Origin of the sequence: Plantimonas leprariae, from assembly GCF_008802405.1 — a bacterium.
Lineage (GTDB): Bacteria > Pseudomonadota > Alphaproteobacteria > Rhizobiales > Rhizobiaceae > Plantimonas > Plantimonas leprariae.
The window spans coordinates 317,617-337,030 of sequence record NZ_VZDO01000003.1 but is presented as its reverse complement, the minus strand read 5'-3'; the positions used below and the strand labels follow the sequence as shown (position 1 = coordinate 337,030).

Below are 19,414 nucleotides of genomic sequence, written 5' to 3'. Positions count from 1 at the left end.
TCCCGTCGCTCACGGCAGCATCCGGTCGCTCATGCGAAGAGGCCGTGCATGAACCAGTCCGGCCGGTAGCCGTCCGCGCCCTCCTGGCGGAACAGCCAGTAGCGCCGGCCGCGCTCGTCCTCGATCCGGTAGTAGTCGCGTGCCGGCACGTCGTCGCCGCCCGCCCGCCACCATTCGGCGGCGATGCGCTCCGGGCCCTCGTAGCGCCGGACGACATGCAGCGCCCGGCGCCAGCGGAAGTTGAGCGGCGGCCCGTCCGGCAGGCTCTGGGTGATCAGCACCTGTTCCGGCCGCTCGAGGAGCCGGGCCGGACGGTTCGCGGCGCTCACCCGGCCGCCCCACGCCGCGCGACTGCCGCCCGCGGCCACCGCCGGCACCGCGCGCTCGGCGCGTTCCGGCCAGTGGCTGTCGACGGGGCCGAGCGCCGTGACGCTCACCTCGCCGAGGCGGGCGGCGAGCCGGTCGATCAGCGCCGCCAGCCGTTCCGGGTCGGGCTCGGCCCCCGCCGCGAGGCTCGCCTGCTTCGGCCGGAGCGGCGCCGTGACCGGCACCGAAAGGCGGATGAGGTCGTAGCCGAAGCCGCTGTCCAGTTCCTCGCGCAGCGCCGCGAAGCGCTCGCGGAACAGGAGGGCGACCTCGTCCGGCGCGCGCAAGGGGCGGCTCGTGCCGACCCGCACCCGGTCGACACGGCCGTCGACCCGGAACAGCGCCAGTTCGAACGAGCGCCCGCCCGCCCCGCGCCGTTCGAGGTCGCCTTCGAGCCGGCCCGCCAGGAACAGAAGCACGCGGCCGACGTCCTCCTCCAGCACCAGCGGCTCGGCGAAGCGCCGCTCGGCGATGAGCGGGGCGACCGGCAGGCGCGGCGACAGCGCCGTGTTCCGCCGCCCCGTCGCCTCGTCGAGCGAGAACAGCAGCGGCTCGCCGAAGCGGCGCGCCAGCGGCGCGCGCGGCTGCTCGGCCAGTTGCCCGACCGTCCGGAGGCCGAGCCGGCGCAGCGTCGCGAGGAGCTCGGCGTCGAGCCGCAGCGCTTCCAGCGGCAGCGCCGCCACCGCCTGCGCCTCCGCGCCATCGGGCACCTCTGTCGAGGCGCCGCCGCGCGCCAGCGCCCGCGCCGTGCCGGCCCCGCCGGCGACGCTCGCATGCGCTTTGAGGCCGAAGGCGAAGAGGCGGGCCAGCAGGTCGTCCAGCAGCGCCTTCTCGCCGCCGAAGAGATGGGCGCAGCCGGCGATGTCGAGCGTCAGCCCGTCCGGCGGCTCCACCGCGACGAGCGGCGTGTAGCGGTCGCACCAGTCCGCGAGGGCTTCCAGGAGGTCGCGGGTCGCCGCCGGGTCGTTCTCGCGGAAGTCGAAGCCGGGAAAGCGCGCCCGCGCTTCCGAGAGGCCGAGGCCCGGCCCGAGCCCCGCCGCCGCCGCCAGTTCGCAGGTCGCGGCGATCCGGTCGGCATTGCCGCTCCGCTCGAAGAGGGCGAGCGGCACGAGCGCCCGCTCGCCCTCACGAGGCCCGCCGGCCGAGCGCCAGCCGGGTCCCGCTTCCCGCCGCCTGATCCGGTCGGTCGGGAGTTGGGGCAAGCACAACGAAAGCATCCGGCTGCCGCGGCTCGAAAGGGCGGGGAGGTCCGAAACAGCGCTCATGAACGTTCCATCCGACGACGATCTCCTGTGGTGGCAGCCCCCGCGCCTTCTCGAGGCCGAGGCGGAAGGCGGGAATGCCGGTGCTGGGGGACGGCGAGGGGCCGGCCGCGACACGCAGGCGCAGGGGCGCGGCGGTGGCTTCCGCCCGGCCGCCCTGGCGCAGCAGCACGAGCGGCGCGCCGCCGCCGCCCGCGCGCAGGTGCAGCCGCCGCGTGCCTTCGAGTTCGAGCAGCGCAGGATTGCCCCGGACCTCGAGGACGGCGAGGGCGGCGAGCCCGGCCCGCGCCGCTTCCTCCGCCGCCCAGACGGCGTCGGCGAGGCGGCTCGTGCCGACGCAAAGGAAGGCGCGCGGGTCGAGGCCGATGTCGAGGAGGCCGGGGCCGTGCAGCTTCCCCGCCTCGCGGAAGGCGAGGGTGGTGCCGATCCAGATCAGCGGCCGCTCCGGGCTCGCGCCGAACAGGATGCCGAGCGCCAGCGCGAAGCCGGTCGCGGCGCCGACCCCTTGCGTGTCGTCGCCGTGCAGCTCGGCGAGCCCGGCGCGCGGCCAGCCGCCGCCGAGCGCCCTGTCCGCCTCGGCGCATCCGAGCGAGAGGACGTCGGCGCGCCGCGCGCTCCCGGCGGCACCAGCTTCGCCGATCACCCGCCGGCGCTCCGGCGCAGCCTCGCTGGAGCGCTCCGGCGCAGCCTCGCTGGAGCGCTGCGGCGTGCTCTCGCTGAAGCGCTGCGGCGTGCTCTCGCTGAAGCGCTGCGGCGTGCCCTCGATCCGCGCCACGGCCGCCCGAAGCCCGGCCAGGACGGCGGTGGCCGGTTCCCCTTCCAGCGGAGAAGTCCGGCCGGGCTGCGCCCGCTTCGTCCTTGCTTCGGACGAAACAGACATGCGAAACTCCTCGGGGCCGCACGCCTGTCGCGCCACGGCCGCCAGCAAACCTTCTCGCGGAACACCCACGAGAATCATTGTTCCCGTTATGTTCTAAAACTTCCAGACCGTCCGGAAAGAGTCAATCGATCCTAGGAAGAGGAAAATTTTCCTGTGGACCGGCGGTGGATATCTGGTGGAAAGCTTGGGTGACGCCGCGCGAGGCAACCTCGTCCCGCCTCGCTCGTTGGTCGGCGACAGCTCTCACAGCGAGACCGGAATGCCGAACGGAACCCACCGCCGCGCCGCCAGATTCGCCCTTCTCGCCGCCTTCGCGGGCGGCCTCGCGCTCGGGGCCTGCAACGGCGAGTCGCCGCCGGCCAAGGTCGGCTCCGGCGCCGGCCAGACGAACAATACCGGCGCGCCGAGCGGCCGGGTGACGACGCAGGGCGACGCCCAGCAAAGCGGTGGGGGCGGCTGAGGCGGCCCATGCCGGCGCAATCCGACCGGACCGGCGACTGGGCGCGCCGCCACGCCCCCGACCTCGCCGAGATCGAATCGCTCGCGATCGAAGCCTATGCCGGCCTGCCGGAGGAGTTCCGGCAATTGTCCGGCGAGATCCGCTTCCACGTCGCCGATTTCCCGGAGGACGAGGTGGTGGAGGCGATGAACCTCGACTCCGAGTTCGACATCCTCGGCCTGTTCGAGGGCCGGCCCGTGGCGGACGCGGACACGCCCCCGACCGGACAGTTCCCGAACCGCATCCTTCTCTACCGCCGGCCGATCCTCGACTACTGGGCCGAGCACGAGGAAGCGCTCGGCACGATCGTCTCCCACGTCCTGATCCACGAGATCGGCCACCACTTCGGCCTCAGCGACGACGACATGGAGCGGATCGAGGCGAGCGCGGACTGACCCTGCTTTCATCTGGAAACTGCATGAAGCCGCACGTCATCTGCCACATGGTTTCCAGCGTCGACGGCCGCATCCTCCATAGCCGTTGGAGCCCGAAGGCCAACGGCCCGGGCGACCTGTTCGAGCGCCTGCATGACAAGCTCGAAGGCGACGCCTGGCTGGTCGGCCGCGTCACCGGTTCCGAATTCGCCAAGCGCGACGGCGCCTATCCGCCGCGCGAAGGGTCGGCGCCGGAACGGGTGGACACCTTCGTCAGGCGCGACGCCCCGGCCTACGGCGTCGTGGTAGATGCCGAGGGCAAGGTCGCCTTCGGGCGTGCCGACATCGGCGGCGACCCGATCGTGGTGCTTCTGACGGAGCAGGTGAGCGACGACCATCTGGCCGGCCTCGCGGCGGACGGCGTGTCCTACATTTTCGCCGGCGAGCGCGAGGTCGATTTCGCCGCCGCGCTCGATACCCTGAACCGGGAACTCGGCATCCGGCGGCTCTTGGTGGAAGGCGGCGGCACCATCAACGGCGCGTTCCTGCGCGCCGGCCTCGTCGACGAGGTGAGCCTCGCGATCTGCCCGGCGCTCGACGGCGCGAAGGGCGCTCCGAGCGTCTTCGACTCGAGGCAGGCGATCGACGGCCCGTCCGCTCCGATCGGCGCGATGCGGCTCCAGAGCTGCGAAATGCTCGACGGCGGCGCGGTCTGGCTGCGCTACGTGGTGGAGACGGCTTGACGGGTTTGTCGCCGGCACTGCTGCGGTGCTAGAGCCCTTCGCAACACTCTTCCGGAGACGGAGCCCATGCAGAAGTTCGAGAGCCTGACCGGGATCGCCGCGCCGATGCCGATCGTCAACGTCGACACCGACATGATCATCCCGAAGGACTACCTGAAGACGATCCGGCGCACGGGTCTCGGCAAGGGGCTGTTCGCGAACCTGCGCTACCGCGAGGACGGCTCGGACGACCCGGACTTCGTCCTGAACAGGCCGGCCTACAAAGGCGCCGAGATCCTCGTCGCGGGCGACAATTTCGGCTGCGGCTCGTCGCGCGAGCACGCGCCCTGGGCGCTGCTCGACTTCGGCATCCGCTGCGTGATCTCGACCTCGTTCGCCGACATCTTCTACAACAACTGCTTCAAGAACGGCATCCTGCCGGTGGTGGTCTCGCCGGAGGTGCTGGCGCTCCTGATGGACGACGCGGAGCGCGGCGCGAACGCCCGGATCACTGTCGACCTCGCGAACCAGACGATCTCGGGGCCGGACGGCGGCACCGTCGCCTTCGACATCGACCCGTTCCGCAAGCACTGCCTCCTCAACGGCCTCGACGATATCGGGCTGACGATGGAGAAGGCCGGCGGCATCGAGCGCTTCGAGCACCGGCTGGCCACGGATCGGCCCTGGGTGTGAGCCGAGGCGCGGCGTAGAACCTTCGGCCCGGTCAGGCGGCCGCGGCGGCCCGCGCGCCGCGGGTTTCGAATCGGGCCGGCTGGGCAACGCACCAGGCGTTCGGCGCCGTGCGCGAGCCGGTGCGGGCCGGCGAGGCGGTTCCTCGGAGGCCCGGGCGGGAGGCGGTGGCGGTGGTCATCGTCGTCATGTCCTTTGCGAGGCTCACGCCGCTTCGGAGCGGCGTTGCTGCTGCGGCTGCTGGCCGAGGCGCCGGGCGATCTCCGGCCAGATGTCGGGAATGGTGCGGACCGGCGAGGCCGCTTGCGCCGCGGCGAGCGGCTCGGCCGCGGACAGCGGCACGGTCTCGGCCAGGAAGGCGAGCGTCACCGCCTGCTGCAGGTCGCGCGCGTCCTTGGCGAGGCAGTAGAGCATGACGTTGAACTGCAGCTTGCCGAGTTCGCTCGTCGTCACGCTCACCTCGTGGCCGGGTCCCGCCACTTCGACGCCGAGCTTCGCCGCGGTCATCCGGTGGAAGCGGGCGGCGCGCTCGGCGTCGGGTGCGAGTGCCGCGGCGGCGGCCGCGTTCAGCACCGCCAGCGCCGGCGCGACCGGAACGGGGTGCTCCAGCGTCAGGACGAAGCGGTGCGGGGCGAAATGGCGCGGCTGCGCTTCCACCCGCACCGGCCCCGCGAGGAGAGCCGAGTTCGGCAGCGTCAGCCGCCGCCCGGTGGCGCCGTGGCCGAGCGCGTGCGCCGGCATCTCCATGATCGTCGTGGAGAACAGGCCGTGGTCGACGACCTCGCCGTGGAGGCCGCCGACTTCCACCCGGTCGCCGACCTTGAAGGACTGGCCGCCGAGCCGGAGCACCGCGCCGGCGACGCACATGATCAGCTCCTTCGTCGCCACCACCAGCGCCACCATCACCGCGGCGAGCGAGAAGACGAGGTTCTGGATCTGGCTCATCCAGACGGCGACCAGCGCGAAGGCCGCGACGAGGTTGATCAGCGCCCGCATGGTGAAGCGGCGCTGGCGCGCGACGAGGCGGTCGGAAACCTTGCGCGACACGGCGCGCTCGGCCGTCCAGCGGGCGGCGAAGGCGAGAAGGAGGATGCAGAGGCTGAGGCCGACATTCTCGGCCATGGTCGGGGAGAGGAAGCTCGGCATCGGAGGCGGCACTCGGGGCATGTCGTCGGGCGGTCGGACCGACGCCGCCGGCCGCGACCGGCGACGATTTCGGGTTCGAAATCATCGCCTTCGCTTGGAGCCGGCATCGTCGTTCGTATGTCCCGGTTATCCGCTTCGAGGCTTAAGAAAGCCTTGCGCAATCGTGGCCGTTTTCAGGCATTCTCAAGGAGTTGCGCGTCGCAGAGGTGAATCGGGCGGCTTGCCCCCCGGGCTGCCGGGCTCTACGGAAACGCGGCGTAACACGGAGAGAGAATTCGTCATGGCGGCGGCCCGCACCCTGTTCCTGCTTCCCGGCGACGGCATCGGCCCCGAGGCCATGCGCGAGGTCGAGAAGCTGATCCCGATCCTCAACGAGCGGGGCGGGGGTTTCGAGACGCGAAGCGGCCTCGTCGGCGGCGCGGCGGTGGATGCGCACGGCGCCGCGATCTCGGACGAGGACATGGGCCACGCGCTCGCCGCCGACGCCGTGCTCTTCGGCGCGGTCGGCGGCCCGAAATGGGACGGCGTGCCCTACGAGGTGCGGCCCGAGGCCGGGCTCCTGCGGCTGCGCAAGGAACTGCAGCTCTTCGCGAACCTTCGGCCCGCCATCTGCTATCCGGCGCTGGCCGACGCCTCCTCGCTGAAGCGCGAGCTCGTCGACGGGCTCGACATCCTGATCGTGCGCGAGCTCACCGGCGGCGTCTATTTCGGCGAGCCGAAGACGATCACGGATCTCGGCAACGGCCAGAAACGCGCCGTCGACACGCAGGTCTACGACACGTTCGAGATCGAGCGCATCGCCCGCGTCGCCTTCGAGCTGGCGAAAACCCGCAAGGGGCGCGTCACCAGCATGGAGAAGCGCAACGTCATGAAGTCCGGCGTCCTGTGGAACGAGGTGGTGACGCGAACCGGCAAGGACTATCCCGACGTCGCGCTCGACCACATGCTGGCGGATGCCGGCGGCATGCAGCTCGTGCGGAACCCGAAGCAGTTCGACGTGATCGTGACGGACAATCTCTTCGGCGACATGCTGTCCGACGTCGCCGCCATGCTGACCGGCTCGCTCGGCATGCTGCCCTCGGCCTCGCTGGGCGCGCCCGACGAGACGACGGGCAAGCGCCGCGCCATGTACGAGCCCGTCCACGGCTCGGCCCCGGACATCGCGGGGAAGGGCGTCGCCAACCCGATCGCGATGATCGCCTCGCTCGCCATGTGCCTGCGCTATTCGTTCGGCATGGTCACGCAAGCCGACGCGCTGGAAGCGGCGGTGGCAGAGGTGCTGGACAGTGGCATCCGCACGCCGGACATCATGGCGCCGGGCTGCCGCGAGGTCGGCACGGCCGAGATGGGCGACGCGGTGGCGGCGGCGTACCGGGAGCGGCTCGCCGGTTGAATTTGTATCATCGTCTGATACTTCGATGGCGGTCGCCGGTTGATCCTCTCGACCAGAGGCAGGCTCGTCGAGGCGATCGCCGCCGGACGGGCGCCGAAGGGCTTCCCGTCCAATCTCGTGGCGAGCGCGGAGCGTCGTTTGCGCGCCGTCGGCAACGCCGCCGTCCTGGAGGATCGGCGCTCGCCGCCCGGAAACCGGTTGGAGGCATTGAGGGGGGATCGGCGTGGGCAGCATTCGATCCGCATCAACGATCAGTGGCGAAACTGCTTTCGCTGGACCGAAGCCGGCGCGGGAGACGTGGAGATCGTCGATTACCATTGAGATGGAGACGCGCCGGTGCCGAGCTTCGCCCGCCCCATCCACCCCGGCGAATACCTGCGCGAGGAATACCTGGTTCCGCTGGGATTGAGCGCCGGCAGCCTCGCCAGGCGGCTCAGCCTGCCGCGCACCCGCATCGAGCGCATCGTGAAGAAGGAGGTCGGAATTTCCTCGGATACGGCGTTGCGCCTCGGACGCTACTTCGGCACCAGGCAGCAGTTCTGGACGAATTTCCAGCACGCCTACGAGCTGGAGACCGGCGCGCGGACGCTGGCCGGCGAACTGGAAGCCATCACGCCGCGATCGGAAGAGCAGGGGGCCGCCTGATCCAGCGCAGCCATCCTTCTCGAGTTGGATTCGATCGCCCCAGCGCCTCCCTGCTCAGGATATGCGAAGGCCGCCGGAGGTTTCGCTCCGGCGGCCTTCGTGCCGTGGGCTGGAGTCCTCAGACCAGGGCGTCGATGTCCGACCCCTTCGGCTCGCGCACGAAGAGGATGCCGATCAGGACCGTGATCGCGGCGAAGACGATTGGGTACCAGAGGCCGGCATAGATATCGCCGGTCGCCGCCACGATCGCCGTCGCGCTCGCCGGCAGGAAGCCGCCGAACCAGCCGTTGGCGACGTGGTAGGGCAGCGACATCGAGGTGTAGCGGATGCGGGTCGGGAACATCTCCACCAGCATCGCCGCGATCGGCCCGTAGACCATCGTGACGTAGAGGACGAGGATGAACAGGAGGCCGATCACCGCCGGGGCGTTGATGCGCGCGGGGTCCGCCTTCGCTGCGTAGCCGGCGGCGGTCAAGGTGTCGCCGAGCTGCTTGTCGAAGGCGGTCTTCTGCGCCGCGGCGTCGGGCGCGGTGCCGTCATAGGCCTGGATCTGCGTCTGCCCGACCGAAACGGTCGCCGCGCCCGCCGGACCGTCGACCTTTGCATAGGGCACGCCGCGCGAGGTCAGCGCCGCCGTCGCGACGTCGCAGGGACTGGTGAACTTGATGACGCCCGCCCCGAACGGGTTGAACTGCACCGAGCAGTCGGCGGGGTTCGCCGCGACCGTCACCGGGTTCGAGCTTCGAGCCTCGAACAGCGCCGGGTTGCCGTAGTGCGTCAGCGCCCCGAAGATCGGGAAGTAGGTGACGCAGGCGAGGACGCAGCCGGTGAGGATGATGGGCTTCCTCCCGATCCGGTCCGACAGCCAGCCGAAGAACAGGAAGCACGGCGTCGCGAGCGCCAGGGCGATCGCGACGTAGATCTCGGCGGTCATGCCCTCGATCCGGAGCGTGCTCTTGAGGAAGATCAGCGCGTAGAACTGCCCGGCATACCAGACGACGGCCTGGCCCATCGCGACGCCGAAGAGCGCGAGCAGCACGATCTTCAGGTTGCCCCACTGCCCGAAGGATTCGCGAAGCGGCGACGTCGAGCCCTTGCCTTCCGCCTTCATCTTCGCGAACAGCGGCGATTCATGGAGCTGCATCCGGATCCAGACCGAGATGCCGAGGAGCACGATCGACAGGAGGAAGGGGATGCGCCAGCCCCAGGCGGCGAAATCCTCCGGGCTCATCGTCTGGCGGACGAGGAGGATCACGATCAGCGACAGGAACAGGCCGAGCGTCGCGGTGGTCTGGATGAAGCTCGTGTAGAAGCCGCGCCGGCCGGCCGGCGCGTGCTCGGCGACGTAGGTCGCCGCCCCGCCGTATTCGCCGCCGAGCGCGAGGCCCTGCAGGACGCGCAGGAAGACGAAGAGGATCGGCGCCCAGATGCCGATCGTGGCGTAGCCGGGCAGCAGGCCGACCAGGAAGGTCGAGGCGCCCATGATCAGGATGGTGACGAGGAAGGTGTATTTCCGGCCCGCGAGATCCCCGAGCCGGCCGAACACGATCGCGCCGAACGGGCGCACCGCGAAGCCGACCGCGAAGATCAGCAGCGTGAAGATCAGGGAGGCGGTCGGATTGACGCCGCCGAGGAAGTTCTTGCCGATCTCGATCGCGAGCGAGCCCGCCAGATAGAAATCGTACCATTCGAACACGGTGCCGAGCGAGGAGGCGAAGATGACCTTCCTTTCCTCGCGCGTCATGCCGCGCTCTTCCCCGTAGGCCGGTGTGACCGTCGCCATTCTTCCTCCTCCCGAAACGCCGCGGATGGCTGCCCGCCCGCCCGAGCCGCGCCTCCTCGCGCGCCTCGACCGAGCTATCGTTACGTGTTCTTCGCCACAATTCCAACGAAATCTCGGCGCCCGCGCGCAAAGGCGCGTGAACCGCCGTGGATAACCGCAACCCTTCGCCCCCCTAGCGCATTGCGCTTTTCGATCTGAATACGAGGAGCGACATCCATGATCCGCGGAATCCTGAAGGCCATCATCGTCGGTTGGATCGCCAAGAAGTTCCTAGACCGGCGCGACGAGCGCGAGCCGATGCGCCGCGCCTGAGCGCGCGCCGACCCCGCGAAGATGCAAAGGCCGGAGGGCTTTTCGCTCTCCGGCCGCTTTCGCGCGCCGGCCTTCCTCTGCCGGCTCCCTGGTTCCGGGGAATTGACTTGCGCAGGTCCGCCCCCCATACCCTCGCGCCATGACGACGCGCCCGACCCCGAAAACCATTACGATCGCCTGAACCGCCGCCCCGCCAGTCTCCCCGGGGCGGGCGAGGCGCGTGGCCGCACATTCGGGAGACGGAAGGCAGGGCTGAAATGGGGTACAAGATCGCCGTCGTCGGCGCGACCGGCAATGTCGGGCGCGAGATGCTGAACATCCTCGACGAGCGCGGCTTCCCGGCCGACGAGGTGGTGCCGCTCGCCTCGCGCCGCAGCCAGGGCACCGAGGTCGCCTTCGGCGACAGGACGCTGAAGGTCCAGGCCCTCGACAATTTCGACTTCTCCGGCATCGACATCTGCCTGATGTCGGCGGGCGGCGAGATTTCCAAGCAGTGGTCGCCGCGCATCGGCCAACAGGGCTGCGTCGTGATCGACAACTCCTCGGCCTGGCGCTACGACGCCGACGTGCCGCTGGTGGTGCCGGAAGTGAACGCCGACGCGGTGAAGGGCTTCACCCGGAAGTACATCATCGCCAACCCGAACTGCTCCACCGCCCAGCTCGTGGTGGCGCTCAAACCCCTGCACGACAAGGCGCGGATCAGGCGCATCGTCGTCGCGACCTACCAGTCGGTGTCGGGCGCCGGCAAGGAGGGCATGGACGAGCTCTTCCAGCAGTCGCGCGCCGTCTTCGTGTCCGATCCGGTGGAGGCCAAGAAGTTTACCAAGCGCATTGCCTTCAACGTCATTCCCCATATCGACGTCTTCATGGAGGACGGCTCGACCAAGGAGGAATGGAAGGTGATGGCGGAAACCAAGAAGATCCTCGACCCGAAGATCAAGGTGTCCTGCACGGCGGTGCGCGTGCCGGTGTTCATCGGACATTCGGAGGCCGTCAACATCGAGTTCGAAGAGCCGATCACGGCGGACGAGGCGCGCGCCATCCTGCGCGAGGCGCCCGGCTGCCTCGTCGTCGACAAGCCGGAGAACGGCGGCTACATCACCCCGCACGAGGCGGCGGGCGAGGACGCGACCTATATCAGCCGCATCCGCGAGGACATCACGCTGGAGAACGGCCTGTCGATGTGGATCGTCGCCGACAACCTGCGGAAGGGCGCGGCGCTGAACGCCGTGCAGATCGCCGAGCTCCTCGTCAACCGCGGCCTGCTCGGAGCGAAGCGGGCCGCCTGACGCCGCCCGCCATTCCCGTCAGGCGGCAAGGCGGGGTCCGACGAAGCCGACGCGCGCGCCTTCCGGATCGTCGATCTGGGAGGCGTATTCGCCGCCGGGGATCTCCATCGGCGGATGGACGATCCGCCCGCCGCCGGCCTCCGCCTCGCGCGCGGCGCGGTCGATGTCCGGCACGTGGAAATAGAAGCGCCAGGCGGAGCGCCGATCGTCCGCCGTCCTGTCCATCATCGCCCCGACCATCGGTTCGCCCCGATGCAGGAAGGTGTAGTCGCCCGCCGCGCCCATCGGCATGGCATCTCCCTTCCGCCAGCCGAAGAGGTCGCCGTAGAAGCGCAACGAAGCGCCCTGGTCGGCGGTGACGAGTTCGTTCCACGAGCCGTGGCCGTCCGCCATGCCGAAGGCGCGGCTCGGCTCGTCGCGGGAAGCCCGCATCACGTAGAATGGCGCGCCCTCGGGGTCGCTCGCGAAGGCGAAACGGCCGACGTCGGGGATATCCATCGGGCCGAGATGCACCTCGCCGCCGGCGGCCGCGATCCGTTTCGCCGCGTCGTCGACGTCGTCGACCGCGACGTAGAACAGCCAGGCGGGCGGCATCGCCATGCCGTCCGGCCGACGCATCAGGCCGCCGATGGCGGTGCCGTCCGCCGCCTCGAAGACGCGGTAGTCGCGGTCGAGCCCGCCGGGCGGCCGGCTGAATCGCCAGCCGAGGATCGGGCCGTAGAAGCGCTCGGCGGCGCCCGGATCGTCGGAGACGAGTTCGTACCAGATCGGCGCGCCGTGCCCGTTCGCCATCGGTTCAGCCCTGCCGCTCGTCGAGCAGCGACTCGAAGCCGCCGTAGATCATCCGCTTGCCGTCGAAGGGCATCGGGTTGTCCCGCATCATCGCTTCCATTTCCGGCATCAGGGCCGCCATTCCCCGGTCGCGCGTCGCCTTGTCCGGCCACTCGATCCAGGCGAAGATCACCGTCTCGTCGTCCTTCGCCTGGACGGAACGGCGGAAGTCCGTGACCTCGCCCTTCGGCACGTCGTCGCCCCAGCATTCGACGCAGCGGACCGCGCCGTGCTTCAGGAAGGACGGGAGCACCGCGGCGGCGTGCTCGCGGTATTTCTCCTTGTTGGCGTTCGGCACGGCCGCGACGAAGCCGTCGACGTAAGGCATGGACTTCTCTCCGTTTCTGGCTTGAACTCAGTCGTCGAGCCGCGGATACCAGTCCGCGCCGCGGCCACCCGGCGTCGTGTCGAGCAGGATCCAGAGCGGGTTCATGTCCGGGGCGTTGTGCGGATCCTGGCCGGGATCGGCGACTTCCGGCCCGCCTTCGGAGCTGTAGAAATGCCGGATGCGGCCGTCCCCGTCCTTGCGGAACACCGTATAGGCCGGCCAGTCCGCGTCGCGCTCGCCGACATAGTCGGCGGTGAAGTCGCCGGACGGGTCGGAATAGAGCTTCAGGTTCCGCCAGCCGCGCTCGCGGCCGAAGGCGAGGATGCGTTTCGCCGGCGAGCGGGCGACCACGGCCAGCGCGACGCGCTTCTCGATATGCCGCGCCTCGCCGTCCCAGGCGGAAAGCTGCGCGGTGCACATCGGGCAGGCCCGCTGCCGCTGCGGCCCGTACATCAGCGAGTAGACGATCAGCGTGTCCTTGTCCCCGAACAGCGCGGACAAGGTCGTCGGACCGTTCTCGCCCTCGAACCGGTAGTCCGCCGCGATCTCGCCGCCGGGCGGCAGCGCCCGTCGCTGTTTCGCGACGCGGGCGATGTGGCGGCGGAGCTCGATCTCCTCGGCGAGGAGGGCGGTGCGCGCCGCGCGATAGTCGGCGCTCTCGTTCGGGAAACGGGCCGGGCTCGCCGCGGCGAGTTCCGCTGCGGGTTTCAACGCGTCCTGCGACATCCCGTACCTCCCGAGAAGGGGCGGGCCGCTGGCGCGAACCCGCACGTCGTGTTATGTTGATATCAACCTATTAGCTGCCTGTCAAACCTTGTCCGATCCTGCCGTGCCGCCCGTTCCCTTCGAGACGACCCTTTTCGTCCGCGACCATTGCCTCTGCCTGCACGCGCAGCGCGCCGCCCGCGCCGTGGCGCGGCGCTTCGACGAGGCGCTGCGCCCGGTCGGCCTGAAGAGCGGGCAGTTCTCGCTGCTGATGTCGCTGAACCGTCCCGCGCCGCCGACGATCGGCTCGGTCGCCGAGCTGCTCGCGATGGACCGCACGACGCTGACCGCGAACCTGAAACCGCTGGAGCGGCGCGGCCTGCTGACGGTGAAGCCGGACGGGCGGGCGCGGCGTCTCACGCTCACCGACGCGGGGCGGGCGCTCTTGGCGGCAGCGACGCCGATCTGGCGCGAAACGCACGAGGCGATCGAAGCCGAGCTCGATCCCGGCGCGCCGGATGCGCTGCGCCGGGGACTCGTCGCCTTGTCGGGGGGCGGCAGCCGGGTGGCGGGGGCGGCCGCCTAGCGAAAAGCGCTAGATGCCCGCGCCGTCGCCGACCGTGCCGGGCTCCGGCGCCTTCGGCTTGCGCTCGGTGCGGTCGACGGCGAAGCGCAGGAACGGCCGGAGCGCGAAGTCGAGGACGCCGAGCACGAGCGCGCCGGGGACGCCGAGCCCCAGGACGAAGCCGATCAGCGCGACTAGCACCGCCCCGACGAGGCGGAAGCGGATCGCACCCTTGCGCCGTTCCGGATTGCGCCGGACGTCCGCGCCGAGCCAGAGGCGGGCGGCGCGCTGGAGGAGGGTCGCCGAAGCCGGCGCCGGCTCGTCGTCATCTTCCTCCTCGCCGCCGTCCGCGACATGGGTCACGCTCGGGCCCACCTCGCGCACGAGGCCGAGCGCCACCGTCTCGTTCTTGAGCTGGTCGATCAGGATGAAGGCGCCGAGCTCGCGGTTCTCCGCGTAGGGCAGCGCGACGAGCGGCCGGTCGAAGGCGACCGTGACGCGGCCGATCTCGTTCATCAGGAGAGCGTTCGCCGCGCGCGGCCGGTAGGTGTGGATGTCGACCGCGTGGTCCAGCGTCCGGACCGAGGCCGGCGTCTGGCTGGTGCCGAGCTTCGCCAGGAAGCGGCCGCCGGCGATCAGCGGCCGGTCCACCATCCAGAGGATTTCGGCCTTCACCGTCTTGTGCGGACTGGCGCGGTCGCCGCTCGCCACCAGGACGTCGCCGCGGGACGCGTCGATCTCGTCGGTGAGCGTCAGCGTCACGGCCTCGCCGCTGGCGGCTTCCGGCACTTCGCCGTTCGGGCCGAAGATCGCCTTCACCCGCGACGAGCGGCCGGCCGGCAGCGAGACGACGGCGTCGCCGGTCTTGACCCGCCCGCCGGCGATCGTGCCGGCGAAGCCGCGGAAGTCGAGGTTCGGCCGGTTCACCCATTGCACGGGCAGGCGGAACGGCTCGTGCGCCTCGTCGAGCGTCTTCGGCTCGACGGTTTCGAGATGCCGGATGAGCGTCGGCCCTTCGTACCACGGCATTGCCGCGGAAGGCGTCGCGACGTTGTCGCCGCGCTTCGCCGACATCGGGATATAGGCGACGTCGGTGAAGCCGAGGTCCGGCAGGATCGCCTTGTAGTCGGCGACGATCCGCTCGAAGACGTCTTGGGCGAAGTCGACGAGGTCCATCTTGTTGATTGCGACGACGACGCTCTTCACCCCCAGCATCGAGGTGATGAAGGAATGGCGGCGCGTCTGCGGCAGGATGCCTTTCCGCGCGTCCACCAGGATCACGGCGAGCTCGGCGTCGGAAGCGCCGGTCGCCATGTTGCGGGTGTACTGCTCGTGGCCGGGCGTATCGGCGATGATGAAGGCGCGGGCGGCGGTCGAGAAGTAGCGATAGGCGACGTCGATGGTGATGCCCTGCTCGCGCTCGGCGCTAAGCCCGTCGACGAGGAGGGCGAAGTCGAGGTCGCCGCCGGTGGTGCCGAACTTCTTCGAGTCGCGCTCCAGCGCTTCCAACTGGTCGTCGAAGACGGCGTTCGAGTCGTAGAGCAAGCGGCCGATCAGCGTCGACTTGCCGTCGTCCACCGAACCGCAGGTGATGAAATGGAGCAGCGACTCGGGACGCGCCGCCACGACGGCGGGCACCACGGGGTCGAGATCGGGCGCGGGCCCGGCGAACGCCTGGGTCTCGATCCGGACGGCGGCGGAATTCATCGTCAGAAATAGCCTTCCTGCTTCTTTTCCTCCATCGAGGCGCCGCCGTCGCGGTCGATCACGCGGCCCTGGCGCTCGGAGGAACGGCTGCCGCGCATCTCGGCGATGATCTCGGAAAGGTTCGTGGCGGTGGATTCGACCGCCCCGGTCAGCGGATAGTCGCCGAGCGTGCGGAAGCGCACCATGCGCTCAGCGACCACCTCGCCGGGCAGGAGCTTCATGCGCTCGTCGTCGCGCATGATCAGCGTGCCGTCGCGCTCCACCACCGGGCGGGGCGCGGCGAAGTAGAGCGGCACGACCTCGATGTTCTCCAGCGCGATGTAGTCCCAGACATCGCCTTCGGTCCAGTTCGACAGCGGAAACACCCGGAAGCTCTCGCCGGCCTTTTTCCGCGTGTTGTAGAGGTGCCAAGGCTCGGGCCGCTGGTTCTTCGGCTCCCAGCGGTGCTCGGCCGAGCGGAGCGAGAAGACGCGCTCCTTCGCTCGGCTCTTCTCCTCGTCGCGCCGCGCGCCGCCGAAGGCCGCGTCGAACTTGTGGATCGCCAGCGCCTGCTTCAGCGCCTCGGTCTTCATGATGTCGGTGTGGACGCGAGAGCCGGAATCGAACGGGTTGATGCCGGCGCGCAGCCCCTCTTGATTGGTGTGGACGAGCACCTTCACGCCGAGCCGCTCGGCGAGGCGGTTCCGGTACTCAATCATCTCGCGGAACTTCCAGGTCGTGTCGACGTGGAGGAGCGGGAAGGGCAGCCGCCCCGGCGCGAAGGCTTTGAGCGCCAGATGCAGCATCACCGCCGAATCCTTGCCGATCGAATAGAGCATCACCGGGTTCTCGGCGGTCGCGGCGACCTCCCGGATGATGAAGATCGACTCGGCCTCCAGGCGCTGGAGATGGGTCATTCTCGTCATTGCGTCGGGCCCTCGAAGGCGGCGTCGCCGTGGGTGTTGCCGGGTACGAGCTTCGCCCGGACGACGCGGCCGTCGGCTTCGACATGGAGGCCGCATTCGCGTAAGGTCTCCTCCTCCCACCACCAGCGGCCGGCGCGCTCCGGCTCGCCTGGCTTCACCGCGCGCGTGCAAGGCGCGCAACCGATCGACAGGAAACCCTTGGCGTGGAGCGGGTTGACGGGGACGTGGGCGTCCTCGGTGAAGAGGCGGATCTCCTCGCGCGTCCAGTCGAACAGCGGGTTCGCCTTGATAAGACCGTGCGCGGCGTCGAAGCCGACGAACTCCATGCCCTGCCGGTTCGCCGACTGGTCGCGCCGGAGGCCCGTGATCCACGCCGCCGCGCCATGGAGCGCCCGGCCGAGCGGCTCCACCTTCCTGACGCCGCAGCAGCGCTTGCGGAACTCCGGCGCGTAGTAGAGCCCGTCGACGCCCTGGTCGTTGACCATCTCCTCCAAGGCCTCGCCGTTCGGATAGACGGCCCGGATGCGCCGGCCGTACTTCTCCTCCGTGTCGCGCCAGACCTGGTAGGCCTCGGGAAACAGGCGGCCGGTGTCGAGCGTCTTCACCTCGATCCCGAGCTTCTCGGAGAAGATCAGATGGGTCAGCATCTGGTCCTCGATCCCGAGGCTGGTGGTGAAGACGGTGCGGCCGGGCACCCGTTCAGCGAGAGTGTGCAGCCGCTCGGCCGGCGTCAGGCGCGGGAAGGCGGCGTCGAGCTCGCGCGCGAGGGCTTCGAGATCGGCGCTCATTCCGCCGCGGCCTTCCGCGCCCGGGCGCGCTGCTGCAGGATGCTGAGCCCCTCGCCGTAGCCGTTCTGGTAGTGGGCGGAGACGATCGCCTTCTGGCGCAGCCATTGCTCGGGGGGCTGGCGCGCGGCCATCTCGTCCGGCACCTCGACCTCGTCGAAGCCGCAGGCGAGGGCGTCGTGGAACTCGTCGGCGATCAGGGGGCCGCGGGCGCGCAACGTGCCGGTGAAGCCGGCGCGGCGCAGACGCTTTGCCAGCGTGAAGCCGCGTCCGTCCGAGAAGCTCGGGAAGGCGACCGCGATCAGCGCCACCTTGTCGAAATACTCCTCCAGCGCGCAGACGGGCGCGTTGTTGTCGACGGCAAGGCCGATCGCGACGTTGCGCCGATGCGTCAGCGCCTCGTCGATGACGGTGAGCGGCACGAGCACCGGCCCGTCGTTCAGCGACAGTTCGGAAATGTCGTCCACCGCTGCGAAGACGTCGTCCTTGCGCCCGTCGGCCCCAAGCAGCACGCTCATGCGACCTCGCCGGCGACCGGCGCGCCGGTCTTCGCAGCGACATAGGCGGTGAACGATTCCTTGAACGGGTCGAGCCCGGCGCGCTTCACCGTGTCGATGAAGGTCTCGCCGTCCTCGCGCTCGGCCATGTAGGTCGCGACCAGCGCCTCGATCGCGCCCGGCACGTCCTCGCCGTCGATGCCGGGGCCGACCCGCTCGCCGAGCGCCGCGTTCTCGGACGCGTCGCCGCCGACGGTGATCTGGTAGTTCTCCTTGCCGCTCTTCTCGATGCCGAGAATGCCGATATGGCCGACATGGTGGTGGCCGCAGGCGTTGATGCAGCCGGAGATCTTGATCTGCAGCGGCCCGACCTCGCGCTGGCGCGCCTCGTCGCCGAAGGTCTTCGAGATCTCCTGCGCCACGCCGATCGAGCGGGCGGTCGCGAGCGCACAGTAGTCGAGCCCGGGGCAGGCGATGATGTCGGTGACGAGCCCGGCATTGGCCGTCGCAATGCCCGCCGCCTTCAGGGCTTCGAACACCGCCGGCACGTCGTCTTGGGCGACATGCGGCAGGACGAGGTTCTGCGAATGCGTGACGCGCAGCTCGTCGAAGGAATAGCGCTCCGCGATGTCGGCGAAAGCCTTCATCTGGTCGTGTGTCATGTCGCCCGGAATGCCGCCGATCGGCTTCAAGGAGACGGTGAGCGCGATATAGCCCGGCTGCTTGTGGGGAAACCCGTTCTGCTCCACGAAGCGGTCGAGCACGGGGTCGGCGGTGCGCGCCTTCGCGAGCGCTTCCGAAGCCTCGGGCATCGTCGCGTAAGGGGGCGGGGCGAAGTAGCGGGCGATCCGCTCGACCTCCTCCGTCGGCGCGTTGATCGTCGGGCCGTCGAGGAGGGCGTATTCCGCTTCCACCCGGCGGATGAACTCCTCCGTGCCGGTCTCGTGGACGAGGATCTTGACGCGCGCCTTGAACTTGTTGTCGCGCCGGCCTTCGGCGTTGTAGACGCGCATGACGGCTTCCAGATAGGCGAGCAACTCGTCCTTCGGCAGGAAATCGCGGACGACCTTGCCGATCATCGGCGTGCGGCCGAGCCCGCCGCCGACCAGCACCTCGTAGCCGATCTCGCCGGTTTCGGGGTGTCGGAGGACCTTCAGCCCGATATCGTGCGCCTTGATCGCGGCGCGGTCGTGCTCCGCGCCGGTGACGGCGATCTTGAACTTCCGCGGCAACCAGACGAATTCCGGGTGGAGGCTCGACCATTGCCGGATGAGCTCGGCGGTCGGGCGCGGGTCCTCGACCTCGTCCGCCGCGACGCCGGAGAACTGATCCGCCGTGACGTTGCGGATGCAGTTTCCGCTCGTCTGGATGCAGTGCATCTCGACGTCGGCAAGGAGGTTCAGGATCTCCGGCACGTCCTTGAGCTTCGGCCAGTTGAACTGGAGGTTCTGGCGCGTGGTGAAGTGGCCGTAGCCGCGGTCGAACGTCTCCGCGATATGGGCGAGTTGCCGGAGCTGCCTGGAGTTCAGCGTGCCGTAGGGCACGGCGATCCGCAGCATATAGGCGTGGAGCTGGAGATAGAGGCCGTTCTTCAGGCGAAGCGGCTTGAACTCGTCGTCCGACAGCGAGCCGTCGAGGCGGCGCGCCACCTGATCGGCGAACTGCGCGACGCGCTCGCGCACGAAGCGCTCGTCGAATTCGTCGTAACGATACATCGTGGCACCTTCTCC

Annotated in this window: 21 protein-coding genes; 9 read left to right on the top strand and 12 right to left on the bottom strand. The window is 69.8% G+C overall.

Translation table 11 applies throughout. The annotated features are described in order from the left end of the window. Nucleotides 1–29: 29 nt before the first annotated feature. Together F6X38_RS06230 and F6X38_RS23855 are read right to left on the bottom strand one after the other, a co-directional pair. A complete protein-coding gene (locus F6X38_RS06230; RefSeq protein WP_246191218.1) occupies nt 30–1,568 on the bottom strand; it encodes a Y-family DNA polymerase in 1,539 nt (512 codons plus the stop codon). Further along, complete coding sequence (locus F6X38_RS23855) at nt 1,492–2,508, bottom strand: hypothetical protein (protein ID WP_246191217.1); 1,017 nt, start codon at nt 2,506–2,508, stop codon at nt 1,492–1,494. The genes F6X38_RS06230 and F6X38_RS23855 overlap by 77 nt, the downstream gene beginning before the upstream one ends. A gap of 259 nt (nt 2,509–2,767) precedes the next feature. On the opposite strand from F6X38_RS23855, the gene F6X38_RS06225 reads away from it, so the two are divergent. The 4 genes from F6X38_RS06225 to leuD all read left to right on the top strand — a co-directional run bounded on the left by F6X38_RS06225 (nt 2,768) and on the right by leuD (nt 4,796). Further along, nucleotides 2,768–2,968 (top strand): hypothetical protein, encoded by a 201-nt coding sequence (locus F6X38_RS06225; protein WP_150968733.1) that lies wholly within the window; start codon nt 2,768–2,770, stop codon nt 2,966–2,968. An 8-nt stretch (nt 2,969–2,976) separates the two neighbouring features. After that, complete coding sequence (locus F6X38_RS06220) at nt 2,977–3,402, top strand: metallopeptidase family protein (protein ID WP_150968732.1); 426 nt, start codon at nt 2,977–2,979, stop codon at nt 3,400–3,402. A 23-nt stretch (nt 3,403–3,425) separates the two neighbouring features. Further along, nucleotides 3,426–4,124, top strand: a complete 699-nt coding sequence (locus F6X38_RS06215) for a dihydrofolate reductase family protein (RefSeq protein ID WP_150968731.1) — start codon at nt 3,426–3,428, stop codon at nt 4,122–4,124. 66 nt (nt 4,125–4,190) lie between these two features. Beyond that, nucleotides 4,191–4,796, top strand: coding sequence for a 3-isopropylmalate dehydratase small subunit (gene leuD / locus F6X38_RS06210; protein WP_150968730.1), 606 nt, complete (start codon nt 4,191–4,193; stop codon nt 4,794–4,796). Nucleotides 4,797–4,997: 201 nt separating this feature from the next. On the opposite strand, the gene F6X38_RS06205 is transcribed toward leuD, so the two are convergent. After that, entirely contained in the window at nt 4,998–5,939 is a 942-nt protein-coding gene (locus F6X38_RS06205) for a mechanosensitive ion channel domain-containing protein (RefSeq protein WP_246191216.1), read from the bottom strand. A 280-nt stretch (nt 5,940–6,219) separates the two neighbouring features. Here F6X38_RS06205 and leuB point away from each other — a divergent pair, with 280 nt between their 5' ends. From leuB to F6X38_RS06190, 3 genes are read left to right on the top strand one after another with little or no spacing between them, the layout of a single operon-like run. Then, nucleotides 6,220–7,332 (top strand): 3-isopropylmalate dehydrogenase, encoded by a 1,113-nt coding sequence (gene leuB, locus F6X38_RS06200; RefSeq protein ID WP_150968728.1) that lies wholly within the window; start codon nt 6,220–6,222, stop codon nt 7,330–7,332. Between the two features lie 39 nt (nt 7,333–7,371). Then, nucleotides 7,372–7,653, top strand: coding sequence for a type II toxin-antitoxin system RelE/ParE family toxin (locus F6X38_RS06195; RefSeq protein ID WP_150968727.1), 282 nt, complete (start codon nt 7,372–7,374; stop codon nt 7,651–7,653). Nucleotides 7,654–7,668: 15 nt separating this feature from the next. Next, entirely contained in the window at nt 7,669–7,977 is a 309-nt protein-coding gene (locus F6X38_RS06190) for a HigA family addiction module antitoxin (RefSeq protein ID WP_150968726.1), read from the top strand. A gap of 118 nt (nt 7,978–8,095) precedes the next feature. Here F6X38_RS06190 and F6X38_RS06185 read toward each other — a convergent pair whose 3' ends face one another. Beyond that, on the bottom strand, nt 8,096–9,760 hold the full coding sequence (locus F6X38_RS06185) for an MFS transporter (protein WP_246191215.1): 1,665 nt from the start codon (nt 9,758–9,760) through the stop codon (nt 8,096–8,098). Nucleotides 9,761–10,329: 569 nt separating this feature from the next. On the opposite strand from F6X38_RS06185, the gene F6X38_RS06180 reads away from it, so the two are divergent. Further along, on the top strand, nt 10,330–11,361 hold the full coding sequence (locus F6X38_RS06180; protein ID WP_150968725.1) for an aspartate-semialdehyde dehydrogenase: 1,032 nt from the start codon (nt 10,330–10,332) through the stop codon (nt 11,359–11,361). Between the two features lie 18 nt (nt 11,362–11,379). Here the strand turns inward: F6X38_RS06180 and F6X38_RS06175 are convergent, their stop codons facing one another. From F6X38_RS06175 to F6X38_RS06165, 3 genes are read right to left on the bottom strand one after another with little or no spacing between them, the layout of a single operon-like run. Then, on the bottom strand, nt 11,380–12,153 hold the full coding sequence (locus F6X38_RS06175; RefSeq protein WP_150968724.1) for a VOC family protein: 774 nt from the start codon (nt 12,151–12,153) through the stop codon (nt 11,380–11,382). A 4-nt stretch (nt 12,154–12,157) separates the two neighbouring features. Then, on the bottom strand, nt 12,158–12,520 hold the full coding sequence (locus F6X38_RS06170) for a DUF1428 domain-containing protein (protein ID WP_150968723.1): 363 nt from the start codon (nt 12,518–12,520) through the stop codon (nt 12,158–12,160). Between the two features lie 27 nt (nt 12,521–12,547). After that, the gene (locus F6X38_RS06165) at nt 12,548–13,246 is read right to left on the bottom strand and encodes a DUF899 family protein (RefSeq protein ID WP_150968722.1); all 699 of its coding nucleotides are present in this window, start codon (nt 13,244–13,246) and stop codon (nt 12,548–12,550) included. 88 nt (nt 13,247–13,334) lie between these two features. On the opposite strand from F6X38_RS06165, the gene F6X38_RS06160 reads away from it, so the two are divergent. Further along, nucleotides 13,335–13,811 (top strand): MarR family winged helix-turn-helix transcriptional regulator, encoded by a 477-nt coding sequence (locus F6X38_RS06160; RefSeq protein ID WP_150968721.1) that lies wholly within the window; start codon nt 13,335–13,337, stop codon nt 13,809–13,811. A gap of 9 nt (nt 13,812–13,820) precedes the next feature. On the opposite strand, the gene cysN is transcribed toward F6X38_RS06160, so the two are convergent. From cysN to F6X38_RS06135, 5 genes are read right to left on the bottom strand one after another with little or no spacing between them, the layout of a single operon-like run. Beyond that, on the bottom strand, nt 13,821–15,497 hold the full coding sequence (cysN, locus tag F6X38_RS06155; RefSeq protein ID WP_150968720.1) for a sulfate adenylyltransferase subunit CysN: 1,677 nt from the start codon (nt 15,495–15,497) through the stop codon (nt 13,821–13,823). A 2-nt stretch (nt 15,498–15,499) separates the two neighbouring features. After that, nucleotides 15,500–16,402: a sulfate adenylyltransferase subunit CysD gene (cysD, locus tag F6X38_RS06150; protein ID WP_150968719.1), complete on the bottom strand. Its 903-nt coding sequence runs from the start codon at nt 16,400–16,402 to the stop codon at nt 15,500–15,502. Beyond that, nucleotides 16,399–17,190, bottom strand: a complete 792-nt coding sequence (locus tag F6X38_RS06145; protein WP_150968718.1) for a phosphoadenylyl-sulfate reductase — start codon at nt 17,188–17,190, stop codon at nt 16,399–16,401. The genes cysD and F6X38_RS06145 overlap by 4 nt, the downstream gene beginning before the upstream one ends. Next, nucleotides 17,187–17,705: a DUF934 domain-containing protein gene (locus F6X38_RS06140; protein ID WP_150968717.1), complete on the bottom strand. Its 519-nt coding sequence runs from the start codon at nt 17,703–17,705 to the stop codon at nt 17,187–17,189. Before F6X38_RS06140 ends, F6X38_RS06145 begins: the two co-directional genes overlap by 4 nt. Further along, nucleotides 17,702–19,399: a nitrite/sulfite reductase gene (locus F6X38_RS06135; protein ID WP_150968716.1), complete on the bottom strand. Its 1,698-nt coding sequence runs from the start codon at nt 19,397–19,399 to the stop codon at nt 17,702–17,704. Before F6X38_RS06135 ends, F6X38_RS06140 begins: the two co-directional genes overlap by 4 nt. Nucleotides 19,400–19,414 lie beyond the last annotated feature (15 nt).

Excerpts from the sequence above, each read along its gene's own strand:
- F6X38_RS23855 (WP_246191217.1), bottom strand. The coding sequence starts at position 2,508 with ATGTCTGTTTCGTCCGAAGCAAGGACGAAGCGGGCGCAGCCCGGCCGG.
- leuD (WP_150968730.1), top strand. The coding sequence starts at position 4,191 with ATGCAGAAGTTCGAGAGCCTGACCGGGATCGCCGCGCCGATGCCGATC.
- F6X38_RS06180 (WP_150968725.1), top strand. The coding sequence starts at position 10,330 with ATGGGGTACAAGATCGCCGTCGTCGGCGCGACCGGCAATGTCGGGCGC.
- F6X38_RS06205 (WP_246191216.1), bottom strand. The coding sequence starts at position 5,939 with ATGCCGAGCTTCCTCTCCCCGACCATGGCCGAGAATGTCGGCCTCAGC.
- F6X38_RS06135 (WP_150968716.1), bottom strand. The coding sequence starts at position 19,399 with ATGTATCGTTACGACGAATTCGACGAGCGCTTCGTGCGCGAGCGCGTC.
- F6X38_RS06215 (WP_150968731.1), top strand. The coding sequence starts at position 3,426 with ATGAAGCCGCACGTCATCTGCCACATGGTTTCCAGCGTCGACGGCCGC.
- F6X38_RS06185 (WP_246191215.1), bottom strand. The coding sequence starts at position 9,760 with ATGGCGACGGTCACACCGGCCTACGGGGAAGAGCGCGGCATGACGCGC.
- cysN (WP_150968720.1), bottom strand. The coding sequence starts at position 15,497 with ATGAATTCCGCCGCCGTCCGGATCGAGACCCAGGCGTTCGCCGGGCCC.
- cysD (WP_150968719.1), bottom strand. The coding sequence starts at position 16,402 with ATGACGAGAATGACCCATCTCCAGCGCCTGGAGGCCGAGTCGATCTTC.
- F6X38_RS06175 (WP_150968724.1), bottom strand. The coding sequence starts at position 12,153 with ATGGCGAACGGGCACGGCGCGCCGATCTGGTACGAACTCGTCTCCGAC.
- F6X38_RS06140 (WP_150968717.1), bottom strand. The coding sequence starts at position 17,705 with ATGAGCGTGCTGCTTGGGGCCGACGGGCGCAAGGACGACGTCTTCGCA.
- F6X38_RS06170 (WP_150968723.1), bottom strand. The coding sequence starts at position 12,520 with ATGCCTTACGTCGACGGCTTCGTCGCGGCCGTGCCGAACGCCAACAAG.
- F6X38_RS06145 (WP_150968718.1), bottom strand. The coding sequence starts at position 17,190 with ATGAGCGCCGATCTCGAAGCCCTCGCGCGCGAGCTCGACGCCGCCTTC.
- F6X38_RS06165 (WP_150968722.1), bottom strand. The coding sequence starts at position 13,246 with ATGTCGCAGGACGCGTTGAAACCCGCAGCGGAACTCGCCGCGGCGAGC.
- leuB (WP_150968728.1), top strand. The coding sequence starts at position 6,220 with ATGGCGGCGGCCCGCACCCTGTTCCTGCTTCCCGGCGACGGCATCGGC.
- F6X38_RS06225 (WP_150968733.1), top strand. The coding sequence starts at position 2,768 with ATGCCGAACGGAACCCACCGCCGCGCCGCCAGATTCGCCCTTCTCGCC.
- F6X38_RS06220 (WP_150968732.1), top strand. The coding sequence starts at position 2,977 with ATGCCGGCGCAATCCGACCGGACCGGCGACTGGGCGCGCCGCCACGCC.